Genomic DNA, 17,207 nt, shown 5'->3' with positions numbered 1-17,207 from the left:
TCATGAATGAGTCTTCATCTATAAAGTCTGCTGAGTCTTCAATCATAGATATTAGTAATTTGTGTCTTACCTTTGAAACACAGTCAGAGCCAGTGCATGCACTTTCTGATATTAATATGAAAGTTAATTCAGGTGATTTTGTTTCACTAATTGGCCCAAGTGGGTGTGGTAAAACTACTTTATTGAGGGTAATAGCTGATCTAGAAAAACCAACAAGTGGCACAATCAATGTAGAAGGTAAATCGCCAAATCAAGCACGCTTAGATCGTGCTTATGGATATGTTTTTCAAACTCCAGCTCTTTTGCCTTGGCGCAATATAGAAGCAAATATCCACTTACCATTAGAGATATCAGGTTATTCAAAAGATGAGCAAAAAAGTCTTTCAAATCAATATTTGTCTTTAGTAGGCTTGTCAGGATTTGAAAAAAAATATCCATGGCAATTGTCCGGTGGTATGCAGCAGCGTGTCTCGATTGCGAGAGCCTTGAGTTTTGATCCTGATATGTTACTGATGGATGAGCCGTTTGGAGCGCTAGATGAAATTACTCGAGATCGTTTAAATGAGGAGTTATTGCGTTTATGGGAAAAAACTCAGAAAACAGTTGTATTTGTTACCCACTCAATACCTGAGGCAGTATTCTTATCAAATAAGATTGTTGTAATGTCAGCTCGTCCAGGAAAAATTATTGATGTAATTGATACCAATTTTCCAAAAGATAGAAATCTTGATATTCGTGAATCAAAAGAGTTCTTAAAGGTTTCGCAACTTGTGAGAGAGGGGCTTAAAGAGGGGCATAGTGATGGAAGCTAATAGGCTTTTCAGTATGATTATAGGAGGAAGTATTGGTCCTGTCGTGATTCTGGTAACGGCTATTATTATGATATGGTATGCGGGAGCAGTTTATTTAAATAGCTCCTTTTTAATTGACAGATATGAAAAAAATAATATTGAGTGGTCTTTTTCACAACTAGCCTCAGACTCTTGGTCTATGGAGCGACCTGTTTTGCCATCACCCCATCAAATTGCAAAGGAGTTAAAGAAAACAATTTGGAATCAGAAGATAACTTCACCACGGAGTTTGGTTTTCCACTCTAGAGTGACTTTATCTTCTGCAATGGTTGGCTTTATAATGGGCACCTTTCTTGGTATTGTCTTGTCAGTGGGTATTGTTTATGTGCCAGCACTGGATCGAACCTTAATGCCTTGGATAATTACATCTCAAACTATTCCAATTCTGGCAATTGCTCCGATGATTGTCGTTGTGTTAGGTTCAATGGGTATTATTGGTTTAGTTCCAAAAGCAATGATCTCAACCTATCTTTGTTTTTTTCCTGTTGTTGTTGGGATGGTTAAAGGTTTAAGGTCACCAAGTATTCTCTTGGTAGACCTAATGAATAGTTATTCAGCATCAAAGGTTGAGGTTTTTTGGAAATTACGTCTTCCAGCGTCTCTTCCTTATTTATTTGCCAGTTTAAAAGTAGCCATTGCTCTGAGCGTTGTTGGGGCAATTGTAGCAGAGCTTCCTGCTGGTGCTCAAGGTGGCCTTGGTGCACGCCTATTATCTGGCTCATATTACGGACAAACCAGTCTTATTTGGGCTGCCCTGATAACTGCTTCAGTGATTTCTGCAACCCTAGTTACCATAGTTGGAAGAATGGAGCGCGCAGTTAATAATCGTATGGGGCTGCAAATATGAATTTCCTGGCAATAATAAGGTCGTATCCCTTAAGAGGATTGCTATGTCTTATTTTTTCAATCGCCTCTTTTATTTCGTTACAGCTTAACGTAATTAATGATTATGCACTTAATCCTTTTATTGTGATCATTATTGCCATTGTCAGTTTGATATTTTTTGTTATTCGTCAACAGGGATTATTTCTTTTATCTATTTGTTTTGTAGCTTTATTCTCTGGAGCTTGGTCTGTATTAAATTTAATACATTCATTCGATAAAGGGGTAGTTATGGGTTTGGATGCCTGGTTCTTGGTAAGTGCATTGTGGTTTCTAACATGGAATAACTTAGTTCAACTATCAGCTTTGAAAACAAAGAATAAATTAATAGAATTATCTCTAACTATAATCATTCCAGTTTTATTTGGTGCGTGGATATTTTTTCTATGGGAGGTTATTACTATAGGTATGTCCGTTCCACAGGTGTTGTTACCTGCACCAAGTCTTATTTGGCAAGTATTTGATGGGTTTGGTGCTACTTTATTTGCAGATTTCTATCAAACTTTTGTCCGATCAGCAATTCCTGGCTTTATTATGGGAAGTGGTACAGGATTTCTCGTTGCAATTGCAGCTGATAAAATACCATTTTTAAGGCGTGGATTAATTCCAATTGGAAACTTCTTTAGCGCAATACCAATTATTGGTATGGCGCCAATTATGATAATGTGGTTTGGATTTGATTGGCAGTCCAAAGCAGCTGTTGTTGCAATAATGACTTTTTTTCCAATGATGGTAAATACCTTAAGTGGTCTTAACGAGACTGATAGGATTGATCGGGATTTATTACACACTTATGCTTCAAGTTACTGGCGAGAACTTTTTAGTTTGCGTCTACCAAATGCAATGCCATTTATTCTTAATGCATTGAAAATTAACTCAACTTTTGCTATGATTGGAGCTATAGTGGCAGAATTTTTTGGAACACCCATTGTTGGAATGGGATTTAGAATTTCGGCTGAGGTTGGCCGAATGAATATCGATATTGTATGGGCAACAATTGCGGTTGCTGCTGTTACAGGTTCGATGTTTTATGGAGTATTTGCTCTTTTAGAAAGAAAATTAACTTTCTGGCATCCATCGATGCGAAAAAGCTAGTTCTGGGTAAGTACTATTTTTTTAAAATAAAGGGAGAAATGATGAAAATATTTAAAAGTAAAACGATATTAGCTGCAATTTGCTCTACTATGCTTATAGCTTTGAGCTTTAATACTCAAGCAGGTGATAAATTTACCCTTCAGACGAAGTGGGTAACTCAGGCTCAATTTGCAGGCTATTATGTTGCACTAGAAAATGGTTACTACGATGATGAGGGTTTAGATGTAACAATTAAGTCAGGTGGTCCAGATATTGCACCTCCACAAGTTATGGCAGGCGGTGGCGCTGATATTCTAATTGAGTGGATGCCAGCAGCATTAGCATCTAGAGAAAAAGGGCTTAACCTTGTCAACATAGCACAGCCATTTAAAAGCACTGGAATGATGCTTACATGCCGTAAAGATTCGGGCATAAGTTCGCCTTCTGACTTCGCAGATAAGACTCTAGGAGTTTGGTTCTACGGTAACGAGTATCCATTCCTGAGCTGGATGAGTAAGCTTAATATGGCAACTGATGGAAGTGCTGGTGGAGTGACAGTATTGAAGCAAGGCTGGGGGATAGAGCCTATTCTTCAAAAGCAAGCAGATTGCGTGTCAACGATGACTTACAATGAATACTGGCAAGTTATTGATGGTGGACTTTCAGCCGATGAGCTAGTAGTTTTCCCATATGATGAGCAAGGTGTTTCAACACTTGAAGATGGATTGTATGTCTTGGAAGAAAACCTAAATGATCCTGCTTTTGTTGATAAAGCTGCGCGTTTCCTTCGTGCTAGCATGAAAGGTTGGGAGTGGGCTTCAAATAATTCCGATGCTGCTGCCGATATCGTGCTTGAAAATGACATGAGTGGTGCTCAAACTGAAAAGCATCAGCGTCGTATGATGGGTGAGGTTAATAAACTTACTGCAAATGGCGGTAAATTAAATGTTGATGATTACCAGCGTACTGTTGATACTTTACTTGGTAGTGATTCTGATCCAGTAATTAATGCCGAGCCAGTCGGTGCTTGGACTCATAAAGTCTGGGATGCTGCATTTGGATCATAATATAAAATCTAATTTCTTGTAGGAGAATACTATGTCTGTACTAATTAAAAATGGAACAATTGTTAATGCTGATCAATCTTTTCAAGCCGATGTGCTATGTGCAGATGGCAAAATACAGGAAATTGGCAGTAATATCTCAGCGCCGAGTGGCGCTGAGGTAATAGATGCTGCTGGGCAATATGTTATGCCCGGTGGTATCGACCCTCATACCCATATGCAATTACCGTTTATGGGAACTGTTGCTAGTGAAGATTTCTATACTGGGACAGCTGCTGGACTTGCTGGTGGAACAACAATGATTATTGATTTTGTTATTCCTTCTCCTGGAACGAGTATTCTTGAGGCTTATCATCAATGGCGACAGTGGGCGGAGAAATCAGTAGCTGACTATAGCTTTCATGTTGCCATTACTTGGTGGGATGAAACTGTCCATGCTGATATGAAAACACTAGTTGAAAAACATGGTGTTAACAGCTTTAAGCACTTTATGGCTTATAAGGGCGCAATAATGGCCACTGATGAAATACTTGTCAATAGCTTCAATAGGTCATTAGAATTAGGTGCAATGCCAACAGTTCATGCTGAAAATGGTGAAATGGTTGCACAATTACAAAGTAAGATTTTTGATATGGGCATAACTGGACCAGAGGGTCACCCATTATCTCGTCCACCTGAGGTTGAGGGTGAGGCTGCTAGTCGAGCTATTAGTATTGCTAATGTATATGGAGTCCCTTTGTATATCGTTCATGTTTCTACTAAGCAGTCTTTAGAGGCAATTACTAGAGCACGAAATGCTGGGCAAAAAGTATTTGGTGAAGTTTTAGCTGGACATTTGCTTGTAGATGAGTCAGTTTACTTAAATAAAGATTTTGAGAGTGCTGCTGCTCATGTAATGAGTCCTCCTTTTAGAGCAAAAGAACATCAAGATGCATTATGGAAAGGAGTTATATCTGGTAATTTGCAAACTACCGCTACTGATCACTGTTGTTTTTGTGCTGATCAAAAAGCAGCTGGTAAGGATGATTTTCGTATAACGCCAAATGGAACTGCAGGCGTGGAAAATAGAATGGAAGTGCTATGGCATCATGGTGTAAATACTGGACTTTTTAGTATGAATGAGTTTGTTAAATTAACTTCTACTAATGCTGCACAAATATTTAATATTTATCCTCGAAAAGGGAGTATTTCAGTTGGTGCAGATGCAGATATTGTTGTCTGGGATCCAGAAGCAACTAAGACAATTTCTGCTAAAACACACCACCAAAATATTGATTTCAATATTTTTGAGGGTATGGAAGTCAAAGGCTGTGCTTCACATACTATAAGTGCTGCAAAAGTTGTCTATGCTAATGGAGAGTTGAAAGTTGAAAGGGGAGCTGGAAGATATATTGACCGCCCTGCATACTCTTCATTCTATCAAGGGCTAGATGTCCAAGCTGAGAAAAAGATACCAAAAGCTGTGAAACGTTAAAAAGGAAATTTATTTTGTATTGAGGTTCTGTTAATATAACCTGACCAAATGGTCAAATATTTTTTTTCGGAGGAAAATATGAGTGACAATAATTTAACAAATAAGGTAATGAACATTAAGTCACATCGCCTTAGTAAAAAAGAGATTGATGATAATTTTTCAGACCTCCATGCACCATTGTCTGCAATAGAGGCATTAATTGAGGCTGATCGATGTTATTTTTGTTATGACGCTCCTTGCACAAAGGCGTGTCCATCAGATATTGATGTCCCAGGCTTTATTCAAAGTATTAGGAGTGATAATTTAACAGGTGCTGCAGAGAAAATTTTAAGTGAAAATATTTTTGGAGGTATGTGTGCCCGTGACTGCCCAACTGAGGAGTTGTGCCAACTGGCATGTGTTCGAAATGATCATGAACAAAAACCTGTCGAAATTGGTTTACTACAACGTTATGCAACTGACTCAGTATTAAACAATGGAGTGCAATTATTTTCTAGGCAAGAAAATACAGGAAAGTCTATTGCAGTAGTTGGGGCTGGGCCAGCTGGAATATCATGCGCTCATCGTTTAGCGGTTTTGGGGCACAAAATAACAGTTTATGATTCCAAAGATAAGCTAGGAGGTTTAAATGAGTATGGCATTGCAGCTTATAAAACTCCTAATGATTTTGCACAGCAAGAACTTGATTACATTCTAGATATTGGTGGCATTACTATCGAAACAGGAATGCAGCTTGGTAAACAAATTAATCTTGAAGGTCTTCAGGAGAAATATGACGCAGTATTTTTAGGGTGTGGTCTTGGTTCAGTAAATAAACTTAATCTTGATAATGAAGACATTTCTGGTGTTATTGATGCAGTTGAATATATTGCAAATTTACGTCAAACCAATAATAAAGATGAACTAATGGTTGGAAAAAATATTGTTGTGATTGGTGGTGGTATGACAGCAATAGATATTGCTGTTCAAAGTAAATTGTTAGGTGCAGAGCAAGTAACGATTGCTTACAGACGTAGTAAAAAAATAATGGCTGCTAGTGAATATGAGCAGGCTCTGGCAAAAAAGCATGACGTACAAATTCAATATAACATGTCACCAAAACGTCTGATAGCTGATGATAGTCATGTCACTGCAATGGAGTTTGATGTTATGAAGTCACAAAATGATGGAAGCCTCAAGGCAAGTGGGGAAAATATTACATTAAAAGCTGATGTTGTTTTCAAAGCTATTGGGCAAAAATTAGTGACTGAAGGCTTGACAGATAATAACAGTTTGGAAATAGAAAAAGGAAGGATTGTTGTAGATGAACAACGTAAAACTTCATTGTCTAAAGTATGGGCAGGAGGAGACTGTGTTCTTGATGGTGACAATTTAACAGTGTCAGCAGTACAAGATGGCAAACTTGCTGCAATTTCAATAAACGAAACACTAACACAAGGAGCATAGTATGGCAGATTTAACTAGTAATTTTTTAGGAATTAAGTCACCTAATCCTTTTTGGTTAGCCTCGGCACCACCGACAGATAAGGCTTATAACGTAAATCGTGCCTTTGAAGCTGGCTGGGGTGGGGTTTCATGGAAAACTCTGGGTGAGGATCCTCATATTGTGAATGTTAATGGTCCAAGGTACACAACAATGATGAGTAATGACCGACGAGTTATTGGTTTCAATAATATCGAATTAATAACTGATCGTCCATTTCAAGTTAATCTTAAGGAAATGCGTCAAGTAAAGAGAGACTGGCCAGATAGGGCTGTGATTGCATCTGTAATGTTTCCAATGAGTGAGGCATCTTGGGCAAAGCATATCCCTATTATTGAAGATACAGGTATAGATGGTTTTGAGCTTAATTTTGGTTGTCCTCATGGTATGTCAGAGCGAGGAATGGGCGCTGCAGTTGGGCAAGTTCCAGAATATATAAAACAAGCAACTGAGTGGTGCAAAAAGTATGCCACAGTCCCTGTAATTGTCAAGCTTACGCCAAATATAACTGATGTAATTTATCCAGCTGAAGCAGTCCTTGAGGGTGGTGGTGATGCAGTGTCATTAATTAATACCATAAACTCAATTATGAGAGTTGATTATGACAGTTTGACTATGTTTCCAACTACGGGTGGTATGGGAACTCATGGGGGTTATTGTGGTGAGGCGGTAAAACCAATTGCTTTGAATATGGTGGCAGAGATAGCGCGTAATGAAAAAACTAGAAACTTACCAATTTCAGGTATTGGGGGAGTATCGACTTGGAAAGATGCAGTAGACTTTATTGCATTAGGTGCGAGTAATGTTCAGGTTTGTACAGCCGCAATGGTCTATGGTTTTAAAATTGTTGAAGACATGAAAACTGGATTGAGTAACTTTTTAGATGAAAAAGGTATGAATTCAGTAGATGAGCTAATTGGTAAAGCAGTTCCATCAGTTACTGATTGGAAGTTCTTGAACTTAAACCACGTTGATAAAGCTGTCATTGACCAAGATAAGTGTATAAAGTGTGGTCGTTGTCACATTGTATGTGAAGATACTTCACATCAAGCAATTGAATATTCAACTGATAGTGGTGATAGAGTATTTACAGTTAAGGATGATGAATGTGTTGGATGTAATCTTTGTGTAAGCGTTTGCCCTGTAATAGATTGTATCTCAATGGTCGCTATGACATCAGGAACTGACCCTAGAACTGGAAAGGCAATTTCACCACAAGCATCTGATTGGACAACTCACCCAAATAATCCATTAAAGGTTTCATGAAAAAATAATGGAGAATTGAATGGGTAATAAAAAAGTTCTAGTACAAGCCAGAGGTATTACTCGTAGTAAAGAGAGAATTCGTGAAGAAAATGAACTTATTATTTTAATTGCTGCAGAAAAAGTATTTGCAAAGCATGGCCTTAAAGGCTCTACTACAAAACAAATTGCAGATATGGCTAAACTTCCAAAATCCAATATTCATTATTATTTTCATACTAAATTAAATTTGTATAGATGTGTCTTAGAAAGCATACTAGTTGATTGGATGAGGGCTGCTGATACATTTAATAAATTTGATGAACCTCGAGAAGCCTTAAAATATTATGTTGGCGCAAAAATGAATTTGTCACGCACTAGACCATTCGGCTCAAAAGTGTGGGCAAATGAAATTATTAGTGGCGCCCCTGAAATGGAAGAAGTATTATCATCGAGGTTAAAACAATGGGTTGATACTTGTGTTAGTTCGATAAATAAGTGGGTTGAACTAAAAAAAATTGTTAATGTGGGTGATGCTCATACCTTGTTATATATGATTTGGGCTACCACTCAACATTATGCTGATTTTGATTATCAAGTGATGATTTTAAATAATGGAAAGAAACTTACAGATAGTGAATTTGAAGAAAAAAAACAACAAGTTATTGATTTAGTTTTAAGAAGCGTTGGTTTAAATCCTTAGTCAATATGAGATTAAAAAAGTTTACAAAATAATTCTTAACATCAAGATAATTACCAGATGACATTTACCTAAAATAGAGAATTTATAGAAAATATATGCATAATAGTTTTTACTAAAGATAGTTATTATGTAGTTGATTTAGGTTAGACAAGGAGTATTCAAATTGGACAGCAGTGGAAAGAAATTTAGAAAGTTAGTTAATGAAAATAAGCCACTTCAAATTGTAGGCGCTGTTAACGCCTATAGCGCTCTTATGGCTGAGAAAGTTGGGCATCAATCAATCTACTTGTCAGGTGGTGGAGTTGCAGCTTCTTCTCTTGGAGTTCCTGATCTTGGTATTACTACTCTTTCAGATGTACTCGAAGATGCTAAACGAATCACTCAGGCAACTTCACTACCATTATTAGTCGATGCTGATACTGGCTGGGGTGGGGCACTTAACATTGCGCGTTGTGTTCGAGAGATGACAAATAGTGGTGTCGCTGCTATCCATATTGAAGATCAAGTTTCTCAAAAACGTTGCGGACATAGACCAAATAAGGCCATAGTTAGTACAAATGAAATGGTTGACAGAATTAAAGCTGCAGTTGACGCCAAAACCGATCCTAACTTTGTAATTATGGCAAGAACAGACTCATTGGCTATAGAGGGTATGCATTCTGCTGTTGATAAAGCGACAGCTTTTGTAGAAGCTGGTGCTGATATGATATTTCCTGAGGCACTCAATACCATTGAGCAATATAGAGAGTTTTCTGATTCAATTAATGTCCCTATTCTAGCAAATATAACTGAATTTGGTCAAACACCATTATTTACCAAAGAGGAGCTTTCTGATGCTGGTGTGGATATGATTCTTTATCCACTAAGTGCCTTTAGAGCAATGAGTAAAGCAGCTCTTAATGTCTATCAACATATCATACAAGATGGTCACCAAAATAATGTGATAGAAAGTATGCAAACAAGAGAAGAGTTATATGATTTTTTAAATTATCATCAATATGAAAAGCAATTAGATGATGTAATGAATAAGGAGAGTAAGTAGTGAGTGAGAAAAAAATAGGTGGAGCTGGTCTTAGAGGTCAGAGTGCAGGTGAGACATCAATATGTACAGTTGGAGTTAGCGGTTCTGGGCTCACATATCGTGGCTTTGATATCGTAGATTTAGCAGAAAATACAACTTTCGAAGAGGTTGCCTATCTTTTATTGAAGGGAAAACTACCTAACTCACAGGAATTAAAAGCATATATAGAAAAACTCAAAACATTAAGAGGACTTCAACCTGAACTAAGAAGTACTTTGGAGGGTATCCCAAAAACTGCTCATCCTATGGACGTTTTAAGGACAGGTTGTTCGGTTCTTGGTAATTTAGAGCAAGAGGAGGGCTTTATAAACCAAACTGACCATGCAGATCGTATGCTGAGTGCATTTCCATCGATACTTAGCTACTGGTATCAGTATTCCCACTATGGAAAAAGAATTGATACGGAGACAAGTGATGATACTATTGGCGGTCATTTTTTACATCTCTTGCATGGTAAAAAACCTAGCCAACTGCATGATCAAGTAATGAGTATTTCTTTGATTTTGTATGCTGAACATGAATTTAATGCCTCTACTTTTGCTGCAAGAGTTTGTGCCTCAACGCTTTCAGATATTCATTCTGCTGTTACAAGTGCTATTGGGACATTACGCGGACCATTACATGGAGGCGCTAATGAAGCCGCTAGTGCTATGCTATCCCAATGGAATGACCCTGATGTTGCAGAGGCTGAATTACTTAAAATGCTTGTACAAAAGCAACTTGTGATGGGTTTTGGACACGCAGTTTATACTCAATCTGACCCTCGTAATGAGGTTATCAAGCAATGGTCAAAAAAATTATCCATGGAGGTTAACGATAAGCATCTATATGATGTATCAGAAAGAGTTGAAATGGTTATGAGAAGAGAGAAAAATCTATTCGCAAATGCTGACTTTTATCATGCTTCTACCTATGAATTTATGGGAATACCAACTAAACTATTTACCCCAATATTTGTTCTTTCAAGAGTAACTGGATGGTGTGCTCACATTTTTGAACAGAGACAAAATAATCGAATCATTAGACCCAATGCAGATTATATAGGTCCAGGTCCACAAAAAGTCAGTCCCATAGAAACAAGGAGTTAGTATAGTGAAAGCAGATAGAATGTCAGCAGATCAAGCTCTGCAAGATATCGCTGATTATGTGATTGATTTTAAAGTAGAGTCTGAGGAGGCCTTAAATACTGCTAGAAATTGTTTAATAGATACTATCGGCTGTGGTCTTTTGGCTTTGAAATATCCAAATTGTACTAGACATTTAGGCCCATTGGTGCCTGGGACCACAGTAGAAAATGGTGCTAGGGTTTTTGGAAAGTCATTTGAGCTTGACCCAGTAAAAGCAGCTTGGGATATTGGTGCCTTAGTTCGATGGTTAGATTTTAATGACACTTGGTTAGCTGAAGAGTGGGGTCACCCCTCAGATAATTTAGGCGCAATTATGGCTCTTAGTGATTATATTTCACGTGTTAATGTTGCGAATCATAAATCACCTTTAAGTATAAAAGATGTGCTTGAGTACATGATAAAAGCTCATGAAATCCAAGGCATTCTTGCACTTGAGAATAGTTTTAATAAAGTAGGCTTAGACCATGTTTTACTCGTAAGAGTAGCAAGCACAGCTGTTGCAACTCACATGTTAGGTGGAACCAGGGATCAAATTATTGCCGCTTTATCACAAGCCTGGGTTGATGGCTCTTCGCTTCGAACCTATAGGCATGCACCTAACGCTGGCTCAAGAAAATCATGGGCTGCTGGCGATGCAACATCTCGCGCAGTTCGCTTGGCAATGATGACGATGAAAGGTGAGATGGGCATACCTTCCGTTTTAACTGCACCAGAATGGGGCTTTTATGATGTAAGTTTTAAGGGTAGAGAGTTTAGCTTCTCTAAGAGCTATGGCTCTTACGTGATGGAGAATATTCTTTTCAAGATTTCCTTTCCAGCTGAATTCCATGCTCAAACTGCAGTAGAGTGTGCAGTATTGCTTTATCCAGAGATTAAAGAAAAGTTAAATGAAATTGAAAGGATTGAAGTTACAACTCATGAGTCAGCACTTAGAATTATTGATAAAACAGGCGACCTAGATAATCCAGCTGATCGAGATCATTGTATGCAATATATGCTTGCAGTTGCAATGATTAAAGGTGATTTAGTGGCTGAGTTTTATGAAGATTCTTTCCATCAACAAAACTCATTAATTGATAAGCTTCGAAATAAAATGATTTTAAAGGAAGATAAAAGATACTCAAAAGACTACCTAGCAGATGACAAGAGATCTATTGCCAATGCACTGCAGATTTTCTTTAAGGATGGGAGTCAAACTGATAAAGTGGAAGTTGAATATCCAATAGGACACCGTAATCGTCGTCAGGAAGGTATTCCATTACTTGAGAGAAAATTTTTTAATAGTCTCAAAAGTATTTATTCTAAAGAGCACAGTGACAGGATCTACTCATTGTGTCTTGATAAAGAGAAAACTGAACAAACACCTGTCAACGAGTTTATGGACATGTTTGTTCTTAAAGATTAAGGAGCTATTAAAGTTTTTTAGTTTTCATCTATTTAATTAGAAATAAAGAAGGAGTTGTAATGTCAAAAATTCATTGGTTAGGTGCTGGTTTGTCAGCAATACCAGGGCTAAAAATGCTTATTGAAAATGACCATTCAGTTATTGTTTATAATCGAACAGTCAAAAAAGCAAGTGATGCTTTATTAGGTGTTAAGGGTAATTATCAGATTGTAGAATTTTCTCTTGAGGCCATTAAGAAAAATGCTACAGCTGGAGACGTTATAGTTTCAATGCTACCTGGTAATTTCCATGTTCCTGTTGCAGAACTGAGTCTATCACTTGGAGCTCATTTTGTCTCAAGCTCCTATATTTCAGATGAGATGAGGATGCTTCATGAAGAATCGCTAAAAAAGAATTTATGCCTTGTTAATGAGGTTGGTCTTGATCCAGGAATAGACCATAGTATGTCTCATGCACTCGTTGAAGATTATAAAAATTCAAAGGTTTTTTCTGCTGAAAATAATCATTCTTTTTTGAGTTACTGTGGTGGCTTAAGTGACGTTCCTAATGATTTTTGTTACAAATTTAGTTGGTCTCCACTGGGAGTTTTAAAGGCCTTAATGTCAACTTCAGTTAGCATTCGTGATAGCCAAGTCTATACTGTATATAAGCCATGGGAGGCTGTTGAGCTTTACCCTCTTCCGATGCCTTGGGGTGAGGATGAATTTGAGGTTTATCCTAATCGCGATTCCATTCCATTTATTGAGCAGTATCAAATGAACGAGGGATTGAAGATAGATCAGTTTGTTCGAGGAACTCTAAGGTATAGAGGCTGGAAAGATGCTTGGTCTGATATTTTTTCTGAGGTAGATACGCTTGACCCTGAAATTGCAGAGGATTGTCTAAAGGCTATCAGTGATGATTTATGGAATAAATACTCCTATAGAAATGAAGAAGTTGATCGTGTGATTTTAACTGTTGAATTAAAGGTTAAAAATGACTCAGAGATTGTTTGGCATAAGCAGTTTTTACTTGATACGCTTGGAAATAACAAAGGAAGCGCAATGGCCCAATTAGTCTCTTGCTCAGTTGCTTTGGCTGTTGAAGCCGTTCTTAATAAAGAGATACCTTCAGGCGTAACAGCGGCTCCTCACCAAAGTAATTTAGTAAAAAGGTGGCTAAATCAAGCTTCTGAAATAAGTGATCACTTTATTTTAATTGATCATTTAAGTTAGTAGTAAAGTTAGATTATTTCTATGGCTCAAGCTAATCCTATTTTTGATAATGAAACAAAAGGTTGGGTAGATTTAGTTCCTGCTAGGCAATCTCAGCCTAAATTAACTTCTAACCTTGAAGCTAAATGGCTTGTCATAGGTGCCGGCTTTACAGGTCTTTCTTGTGCAAGAAGGCTAGCAGAGATTAACCCTAAAGATCAAATTATCTTGCTTGATGCAAGAGAGCTGGGCCAGAATGCTTCTGGTAGAAATTCTGGTTATGCTGTTGCGCATAGCCATTTTTCAGGCCCCTATCAAGAGTCACAACTTGAAAAATACCAAAGAGTAGATCGAATTAATCAAGTAGGCCTTAATTCTCTTCGTACATTAGTAAAAGATAACAGCATCAATTGTGACTGGATAGAATCAGGTATTTATCATACTGCAGCAGATAACAACTCTGAAATTGAGTGTGATCATTTTATTAACTATCTTAAAAAACGTGACATTAGACACACTCCTCTTTCTAAAAAGGATATTCATAATCGTCTAGGAACGAGTTGGTATAAGAAGGGCGTTAAAGTTGAAAATGGTGCATTAACGCAGCCCGCTAAGTTAGTTTTTGGATTGGCTGATAATCTTCCAAGTAATGTTGAGCTTTATGAAAATACACCAGTATTAAGGATGACATTGGGTAAGGCTGTTAAGGTCATGGTTCCAGATGCAATAATTACTGCTGAACAAGTCATAATGGCTTGTAATTATGAAACCTTTGAGGGCGCAAAACCTAAACAAAGGGCAGTTGGAGTAACACTTTCTGGAAGTATTACTCGTGCCTTAAACAGGGATGAGATTAATACCCTTGGAAGTGAATCATCATGGGGAATACTGTCGCTTCATAGTGGTGGGGCTACTATCAGATTAACGGATGATGGCCGAATTGCAATAAGAAACACTGCTGAATATAACAATAACCACCTATTAACTGATAAGCAATTAATTAACCGACAACAGATTCATCGACAAGCATTTAATAATAGGTTTCCACAGTTAAGCCAGGTTCCATTTGAGTTCTTATATTCAGGCGTTGAAGGTGTGAGCGCTAATAAAACTAATATCTTTGAGAGATTTTCAGATAATCTCTACTATGCAGGTTGTTTCAATGGTTCTGGAATTACTAAAGGGACTGCATTTGGTATTGGAATAGCTGAGTATGCATGCGGAAAAAAATCCGCTATTGTTAATGATTGTCTTGCTCTTGAGAAAGCTAAATGGCTTCCACCAAAACCATTTTTAGATTTTGGCGCTTGGTTTACTACTAAGCAGCGCTTTAAAGGGGTTGGAAGAGATAGATAAAAGATAATCTAAATGCTAATCAAAGTAAATGAATTGCAGTAGCGCCAAATTCAATAAAGCCTGCCTTGATTTTAGAAAAAGGTTCTTGATAATAATCCAAAGGATCAACTGGCAAAGAGGTTTCATCACCACTAATAAGGCATTCACTTACTGCCTTACCAAAATAAGTCCCAGGTCCAATTCCTCTGCCTGAATAGCCAAAAACTGAGTAAGCATTACTACCTAGCCTTAGAATTTTAGGAATATGATCACCTGTCATGGCAATGCGTCCATGCCAGCAAAATTCAATATCAATATTTTTAAGATGTGGAAAGAGACTCTCAATTTTTCTCCTTGCCCAATTAGTGTGAATCTTGGAGGCGCTATGACCAAGGTTTCCGATCCCACCAATAATAAGTCTATTGTCAGCATCGAGTCGAAAAGAAGACATTACACTAGCAGTATCCCAGCAACCTTCACCATTGGGTAAAACTGACTTTACTAGATCTGAAGGTAGAGATTTAGTTGCGACTTGAAAATACTGTACAGAAGTGTATTTGGATGGATTTAGGCCTTCAATTGGTTTTTGATAGGCATTTGTAGCAATTAAAAGCATTTTTGCCTTAATGGTGCCCTCAGCTGTCTTGATTAGCCAATCATTATTGATTGATTGAATGTTAGTTGCTATAGTTGACTCATAGATATTTACGCCATAAGATTTAGCAGCTCTTGCCAGGCCAAGACAATAATCTAGAGGGTTAATAATTCCAGCTTTTTTATTAAAAAGAGAGCCAAAAAACTTTGAAGAGCCTGTTCTTTGCTGAGTTTGCTGTCTATCAAAAAGCTCTAACTCAGCACCACGTTCAGATAACTGTTTAAATCTCAGTTGAATATCTTTTAATCCTTTTTCAGAGTGGGCGCAATGAAGCGTTCCTGAGCGATTAGCGCTGCAATTAATTTCATAGCTATCAATAAGACTAAATACTAAATCAGGTGCTGTTGCTAAAGCCTTATTAAGCTTAACTCCTGCTGCTAATCCAAGGATACTTTCGACCTTTTCAGGATGCATCCATAAGCCTGCATTAACTAAGCCAACATTCCTTCCCGAGCCGCCATAGCCAATCTTTTGATCAATAAGGGTAACTGATAGCCCATTCTTTGCTGCAGACAGGGCCGCTGAACAGCCAGTAAAGCCGCCACCAATAATCACTAAATCTGTTGTAATTGATTTTTTAAGATTACTGAAAGTAATTTTTTCTTTAGAATTGTCTTGCCAAAGATTTTTTTGATGCATTTTTAAAATAATTCTTAACTATTGAGCAACATATTAAACAAAAAAGACGCCCAAAGGCGCCTTTAATTTGAGATTAATGATGCTTATGGAAGAAGTGTTGCACCAGTTTCCATACGTATGACTTGACCATCCTTTATTTGCATAAAGGCTAGAACTGATTCTTTAGTTCCGTCAGGGAAGCTCATTACGCCATGGGTAACCATAGCCTCATCATTTTCATATAGGCAGCGTGAGTCATGAGTTACAAAATCATCACTATTCATCATAAATGTAAACATTTCCATGGTTTTTTCTTTATCCATAGATGAGTTGTCCAGGTGCATGATAAATTGAAAATCTTCATGCATAGTTGCTGCATAAGCCTCCATATCTTTTGCTTCTTGTGCAGCTTCTTGTGTTTTAAATATTGACATATTGCCTCCTAAATTTAAATTATTTCTTATTATAAATAATAATCATTATCATTATCATTATCGTATGTTACCTACTTTATTTAATAAGCAACTATTTTTTATACCCAGAAGTAAATAATGATTACTATTAAAGGAATTACAGGCCTAATAGCATTCTTAATATGATGATCAGCACCATCAAACGTTGGCCAAACTTTTAAAAATAGACCCATATTCCAAATAAATGCAAAGGTACAGAAAAACCCCATTGCAACTAATAATGTTGGTGTATCAGTTCTTTCAAAAATACCAATTTGGAAAAACGTTACAATAAGCATTGCAACCGTTCCACCCATTAGAAATCCTGCTGGCTTAAGCGCATACGGGACTTGTGGCGAGTCCAGACGAAGATCTATTGCAAACTTTTTTGAGTTAAAAGTTAGTTGAAAGGCAAAAAAACCACCAAAAAATATTAAAAAAATGTGACAAATAGTTTGAATATCCATATTAATTCCCCTTAAAGTTAATTGAACGCTTGAGTAATTTCAAGCCTCATAATAAGTATACTTATTTTTTTTATTATTTTAATTACTAATCAATCGAGTGA

The 17,207-nt window shown here is 37.3% G+C and carries 16 protein-coding genes; 13 read left to right on the top strand and 3 right to left on the bottom strand.

Annotated elements, in window-relative coordinates; all coding sequences use genetic code 11:
• Window positions 1-2 precede the first annotated feature (2 nt).
• The 13 genes from ABXT44_RS05755 to ABXT44_RS05695 all read left to right on the top strand — a co-directional run bounded on the left by ABXT44_RS05755 (window position 3) and on the right by ABXT44_RS05695 (window position 14,935).
• Window positions 3-812: an ABC transporter ATP-binding protein gene (locus ABXT44_RS05755; protein ID WP_416686297.1), complete on the top strand. Its 810-nt coding sequence runs from the start codon at window positions 3-5 to the stop codon at window positions 810-812.
• Window positions 802-1,698 (top strand): ABC transporter permease, encoded by an 897-nt coding sequence (locus ABXT44_RS05750; protein ID WP_416686296.1) that lies wholly within the window; start codon window positions 802-804, stop codon window positions 1,696-1,698. Before ABXT44_RS05755 ends, ABXT44_RS05750 begins: the two co-directional genes overlap by 11 nt.
• Window positions 1,695-2,828, top strand: coding sequence for an ABC transporter permease (locus tag ABXT44_RS05745; protein ID WP_416686295.1), 1,134 nt, complete (start codon window positions 1,695-1,697; stop codon window positions 2,826-2,828). The genes ABXT44_RS05750 and ABXT44_RS05745 overlap by 4 nt, the downstream gene beginning before the upstream one ends.
• A 41-nt stretch (window positions 2,829-2,869) precedes the next feature.
• A complete protein-coding gene (locus tag ABXT44_RS05740; RefSeq protein WP_416686294.1) occupies window positions 2,870-3,874 on the top strand; it encodes an ABC transporter substrate-binding protein in 1,005 nt (334 codons plus the stop codon).
• A gap of 31 nt (window positions 3,875-3,905) precedes the next feature.
• Window positions 3,906-5,345, top strand: coding sequence for a dihydropyrimidinase (hydA, locus tag ABXT44_RS05735; protein WP_416686293.1), 1,440 nt, complete (start codon window positions 3,906-3,908; stop codon window positions 5,343-5,345).
• A 78-nt stretch (window positions 5,346-5,423) separates the two neighbouring features.
• Window positions 5,424-6,791, top strand: coding sequence for an NAD(P)-dependent oxidoreductase (locus ABXT44_RS05730; protein WP_416686291.1), 1,368 nt, complete (start codon window positions 5,424-5,426; stop codon window positions 6,789-6,791).
• A 1-nt stretch (window position 6,792) separates the two neighbouring features.
• Window positions 6,793-8,094: an NAD-dependent dihydropyrimidine dehydrogenase subunit PreA gene (gene preA / locus ABXT44_RS05725; protein WP_416686289.1), complete on the top strand. Its 1,302-nt coding sequence runs from the start codon at window positions 6,793-6,795 to the stop codon at window positions 8,092-8,094.
• Between the two features lie 19 nt (window positions 8,095-8,113).
• Window positions 8,114-8,773 carry a TetR family transcriptional regulator C-terminal domain-containing protein gene (locus ABXT44_RS05720; protein WP_416686288.1) on the top strand — a complete coding sequence of 220 codons (660 nt, stop codon included), beginning with the start codon at window positions 8,114-8,116 and terminating at the stop codon, window positions 8,771-8,773.
• Window positions 8,774-8,936: 163 nt separating this feature from the next.
• Window positions 8,937-9,815 (top strand): methylisocitrate lyase, encoded by an 879-nt coding sequence (gene prpB / locus ABXT44_RS05715; protein WP_416686287.1) that lies wholly within the window; start codon window positions 8,937-8,939, stop codon window positions 9,813-9,815.
• A complete protein-coding gene (gene prpC, locus ABXT44_RS05710) occupies window positions 9,815-10,942 on the top strand; it encodes a bifunctional 2-methylcitrate synthase/citrate synthase (protein WP_416686286.1) in 1,128 nt (375 codons plus the stop codon). The genes prpB and prpC overlap by 1 nt, the downstream gene beginning before the upstream one ends.
• Before the next feature lie 19 nt (window positions 10,943-10,961).
• Window positions 10,962-12,386 carry a bifunctional 2-methylcitrate dehydratase/aconitate hydratase gene (locus ABXT44_RS05705; protein WP_416688450.1) on the top strand — a complete coding sequence of 475 codons (1,425 nt, stop codon included), beginning with the start codon at window positions 10,962-10,964 and terminating at the stop codon, window positions 12,384-12,386.
• A 59-nt stretch (window positions 12,387-12,445) separates the two neighbouring features.
• Entirely contained in the window at window positions 12,446-13,600 is a 1,155-nt protein-coding gene (locus ABXT44_RS05700; protein ID WP_416686285.1) for a saccharopine dehydrogenase C-terminal domain-containing protein, read from the top strand.
• Between the two features lie 21 nt (window positions 13,601-13,621).
• Entirely contained in the window at window positions 13,622-14,935 is a 1,314-nt protein-coding gene (locus ABXT44_RS05695; RefSeq protein WP_416686284.1) for an NAD(P)/FAD-dependent oxidoreductase, read from the top strand.
• 19 nt (window positions 14,936-14,954) lie between these two features.
• Here ABXT44_RS05695 and ABXT44_RS05690 read toward each other — a convergent pair whose 3' ends face one another.
• The 3 genes from ABXT44_RS05690 to ABXT44_RS05680 form a co-directional block, all read right to left on the bottom strand.
• Window positions 14,955-16,208, bottom strand: a complete 1,254-nt coding sequence (locus ABXT44_RS05690) for an NAD(P)/FAD-dependent oxidoreductase (protein WP_416686283.1) — start codon at window positions 16,206-16,208, stop codon at window positions 14,955-14,957.
• Between the two features lie 83 nt (window positions 16,209-16,291).
• Window positions 16,292-16,621: a nuclear transport factor 2 family protein gene (locus ABXT44_RS05685; protein WP_416686282.1), complete on the bottom strand. Its 330-nt coding sequence runs from the start codon at window positions 16,619-16,621 to the stop codon at window positions 16,292-16,294.
• Between the two features lie 98 nt (window positions 16,622-16,719).
• Window positions 16,720-17,106 (bottom strand): hypothetical protein, encoded by a 387-nt coding sequence (locus ABXT44_RS05680; protein WP_416686281.1) that lies wholly within the window; start codon window positions 17,104-17,106, stop codon window positions 16,720-16,722.
• Between the last annotated feature and the right edge of the window lie 101 nt (window positions 17,107-17,207).

It is taken from the genome of Candidatus Pseudothioglobus sp. Uisw_041 (genome assembly GCF_048087625.1).
GTDB lineage: Bacteria > Pseudomonadota > Gammaproteobacteria > PS1 > Pseudothioglobaceae > Pseudothioglobus.
The sequence above is the reverse complement of the archived record's forward strand: the minus strand, read 5'-3'. Positions and strand labels throughout refer to the sequence as shown.

Bases quoted from the DNA above. Each gene is read 5' to 3' on its own strand.
- ABXT44_RS05685 (WP_416686282.1), bottom strand. From the start codon at position 16,621: ATGTCAATATTTAAAACACAAGAAGCTGCACAAGAAGCAAAAGATATG.
- ABXT44_RS05730 (WP_416686291.1), top strand. From the start codon at position 5,424: ATGAGTGACAATAATTTAACAAATAAGGTAATGAACATTAAGTCACAT.
- preA (WP_416686289.1), top strand. From the start codon at position 6,793: ATGGCAGATTTAACTAGTAATTTTTTAGGAATTAAGTCACCTAATCCT.
- hydA (WP_416686293.1), top strand. From the start codon at position 3,906: ATGTCTGTACTAATTAAAAATGGAACAATTGTTAATGCTGATCAATCT.
- ABXT44_RS05705 (WP_416688450.1), top strand. From the start codon at position 10,962: ATGTCAGCAGATCAAGCTCTGCAAGATATCGCTGATTATGTGATTGAT.
- ABXT44_RS05695 (WP_416686284.1), top strand. From the start codon at position 13,622: ATGGCTCAAGCTAATCCTATTTTTGATAATGAAACAAAAGGTTGGGTA.
- ABXT44_RS05745 (WP_416686295.1), top strand. From the start codon at position 1,695: ATGAATTTCCTGGCAATAATAAGGTCGTATCCCTTAAGAGGATTGCTA.
- ABXT44_RS05680 (WP_416686281.1), bottom strand. From the start codon at position 17,106: ATGGATATTCAAACTATTTGTCACATTTTTTTAATATTTTTTGGTGGT.
- ABXT44_RS05690 (WP_416686283.1), bottom strand. From the start codon at position 16,208: ATGCATCAAAAAAATCTTTGGCAAGACAATTCTAAAGAAAAAATTACT.
- ABXT44_RS05700 (WP_416686285.1), top strand. From the start codon at position 12,446: ATGTCAAAAATTCATTGGTTAGGTGCTGGTTTGTCAGCAATACCAGGG.
- ABXT44_RS05755 (WP_416686297.1), top strand. From the start codon at position 3: ATGAATGAGTCTTCATCTATAAAGTCTGCTGAGTCTTCAATCATAGAT.
- ABXT44_RS05750 (WP_416686296.1), top strand. From the start codon at position 802: ATGGAAGCTAATAGGCTTTTCAGTATGATTATAGGAGGAAGTATTGGT.
- ABXT44_RS05740 (WP_416686294.1), top strand. From the start codon at position 2,870: ATGAAAATATTTAAAAGTAAAACGATATTAGCTGCAATTTGCTCTACT.
- ABXT44_RS05720 (WP_416686288.1), top strand. From the start codon at position 8,114: ATGGGTAATAAAAAAGTTCTAGTACAAGCCAGAGGTATTACTCGTAGT.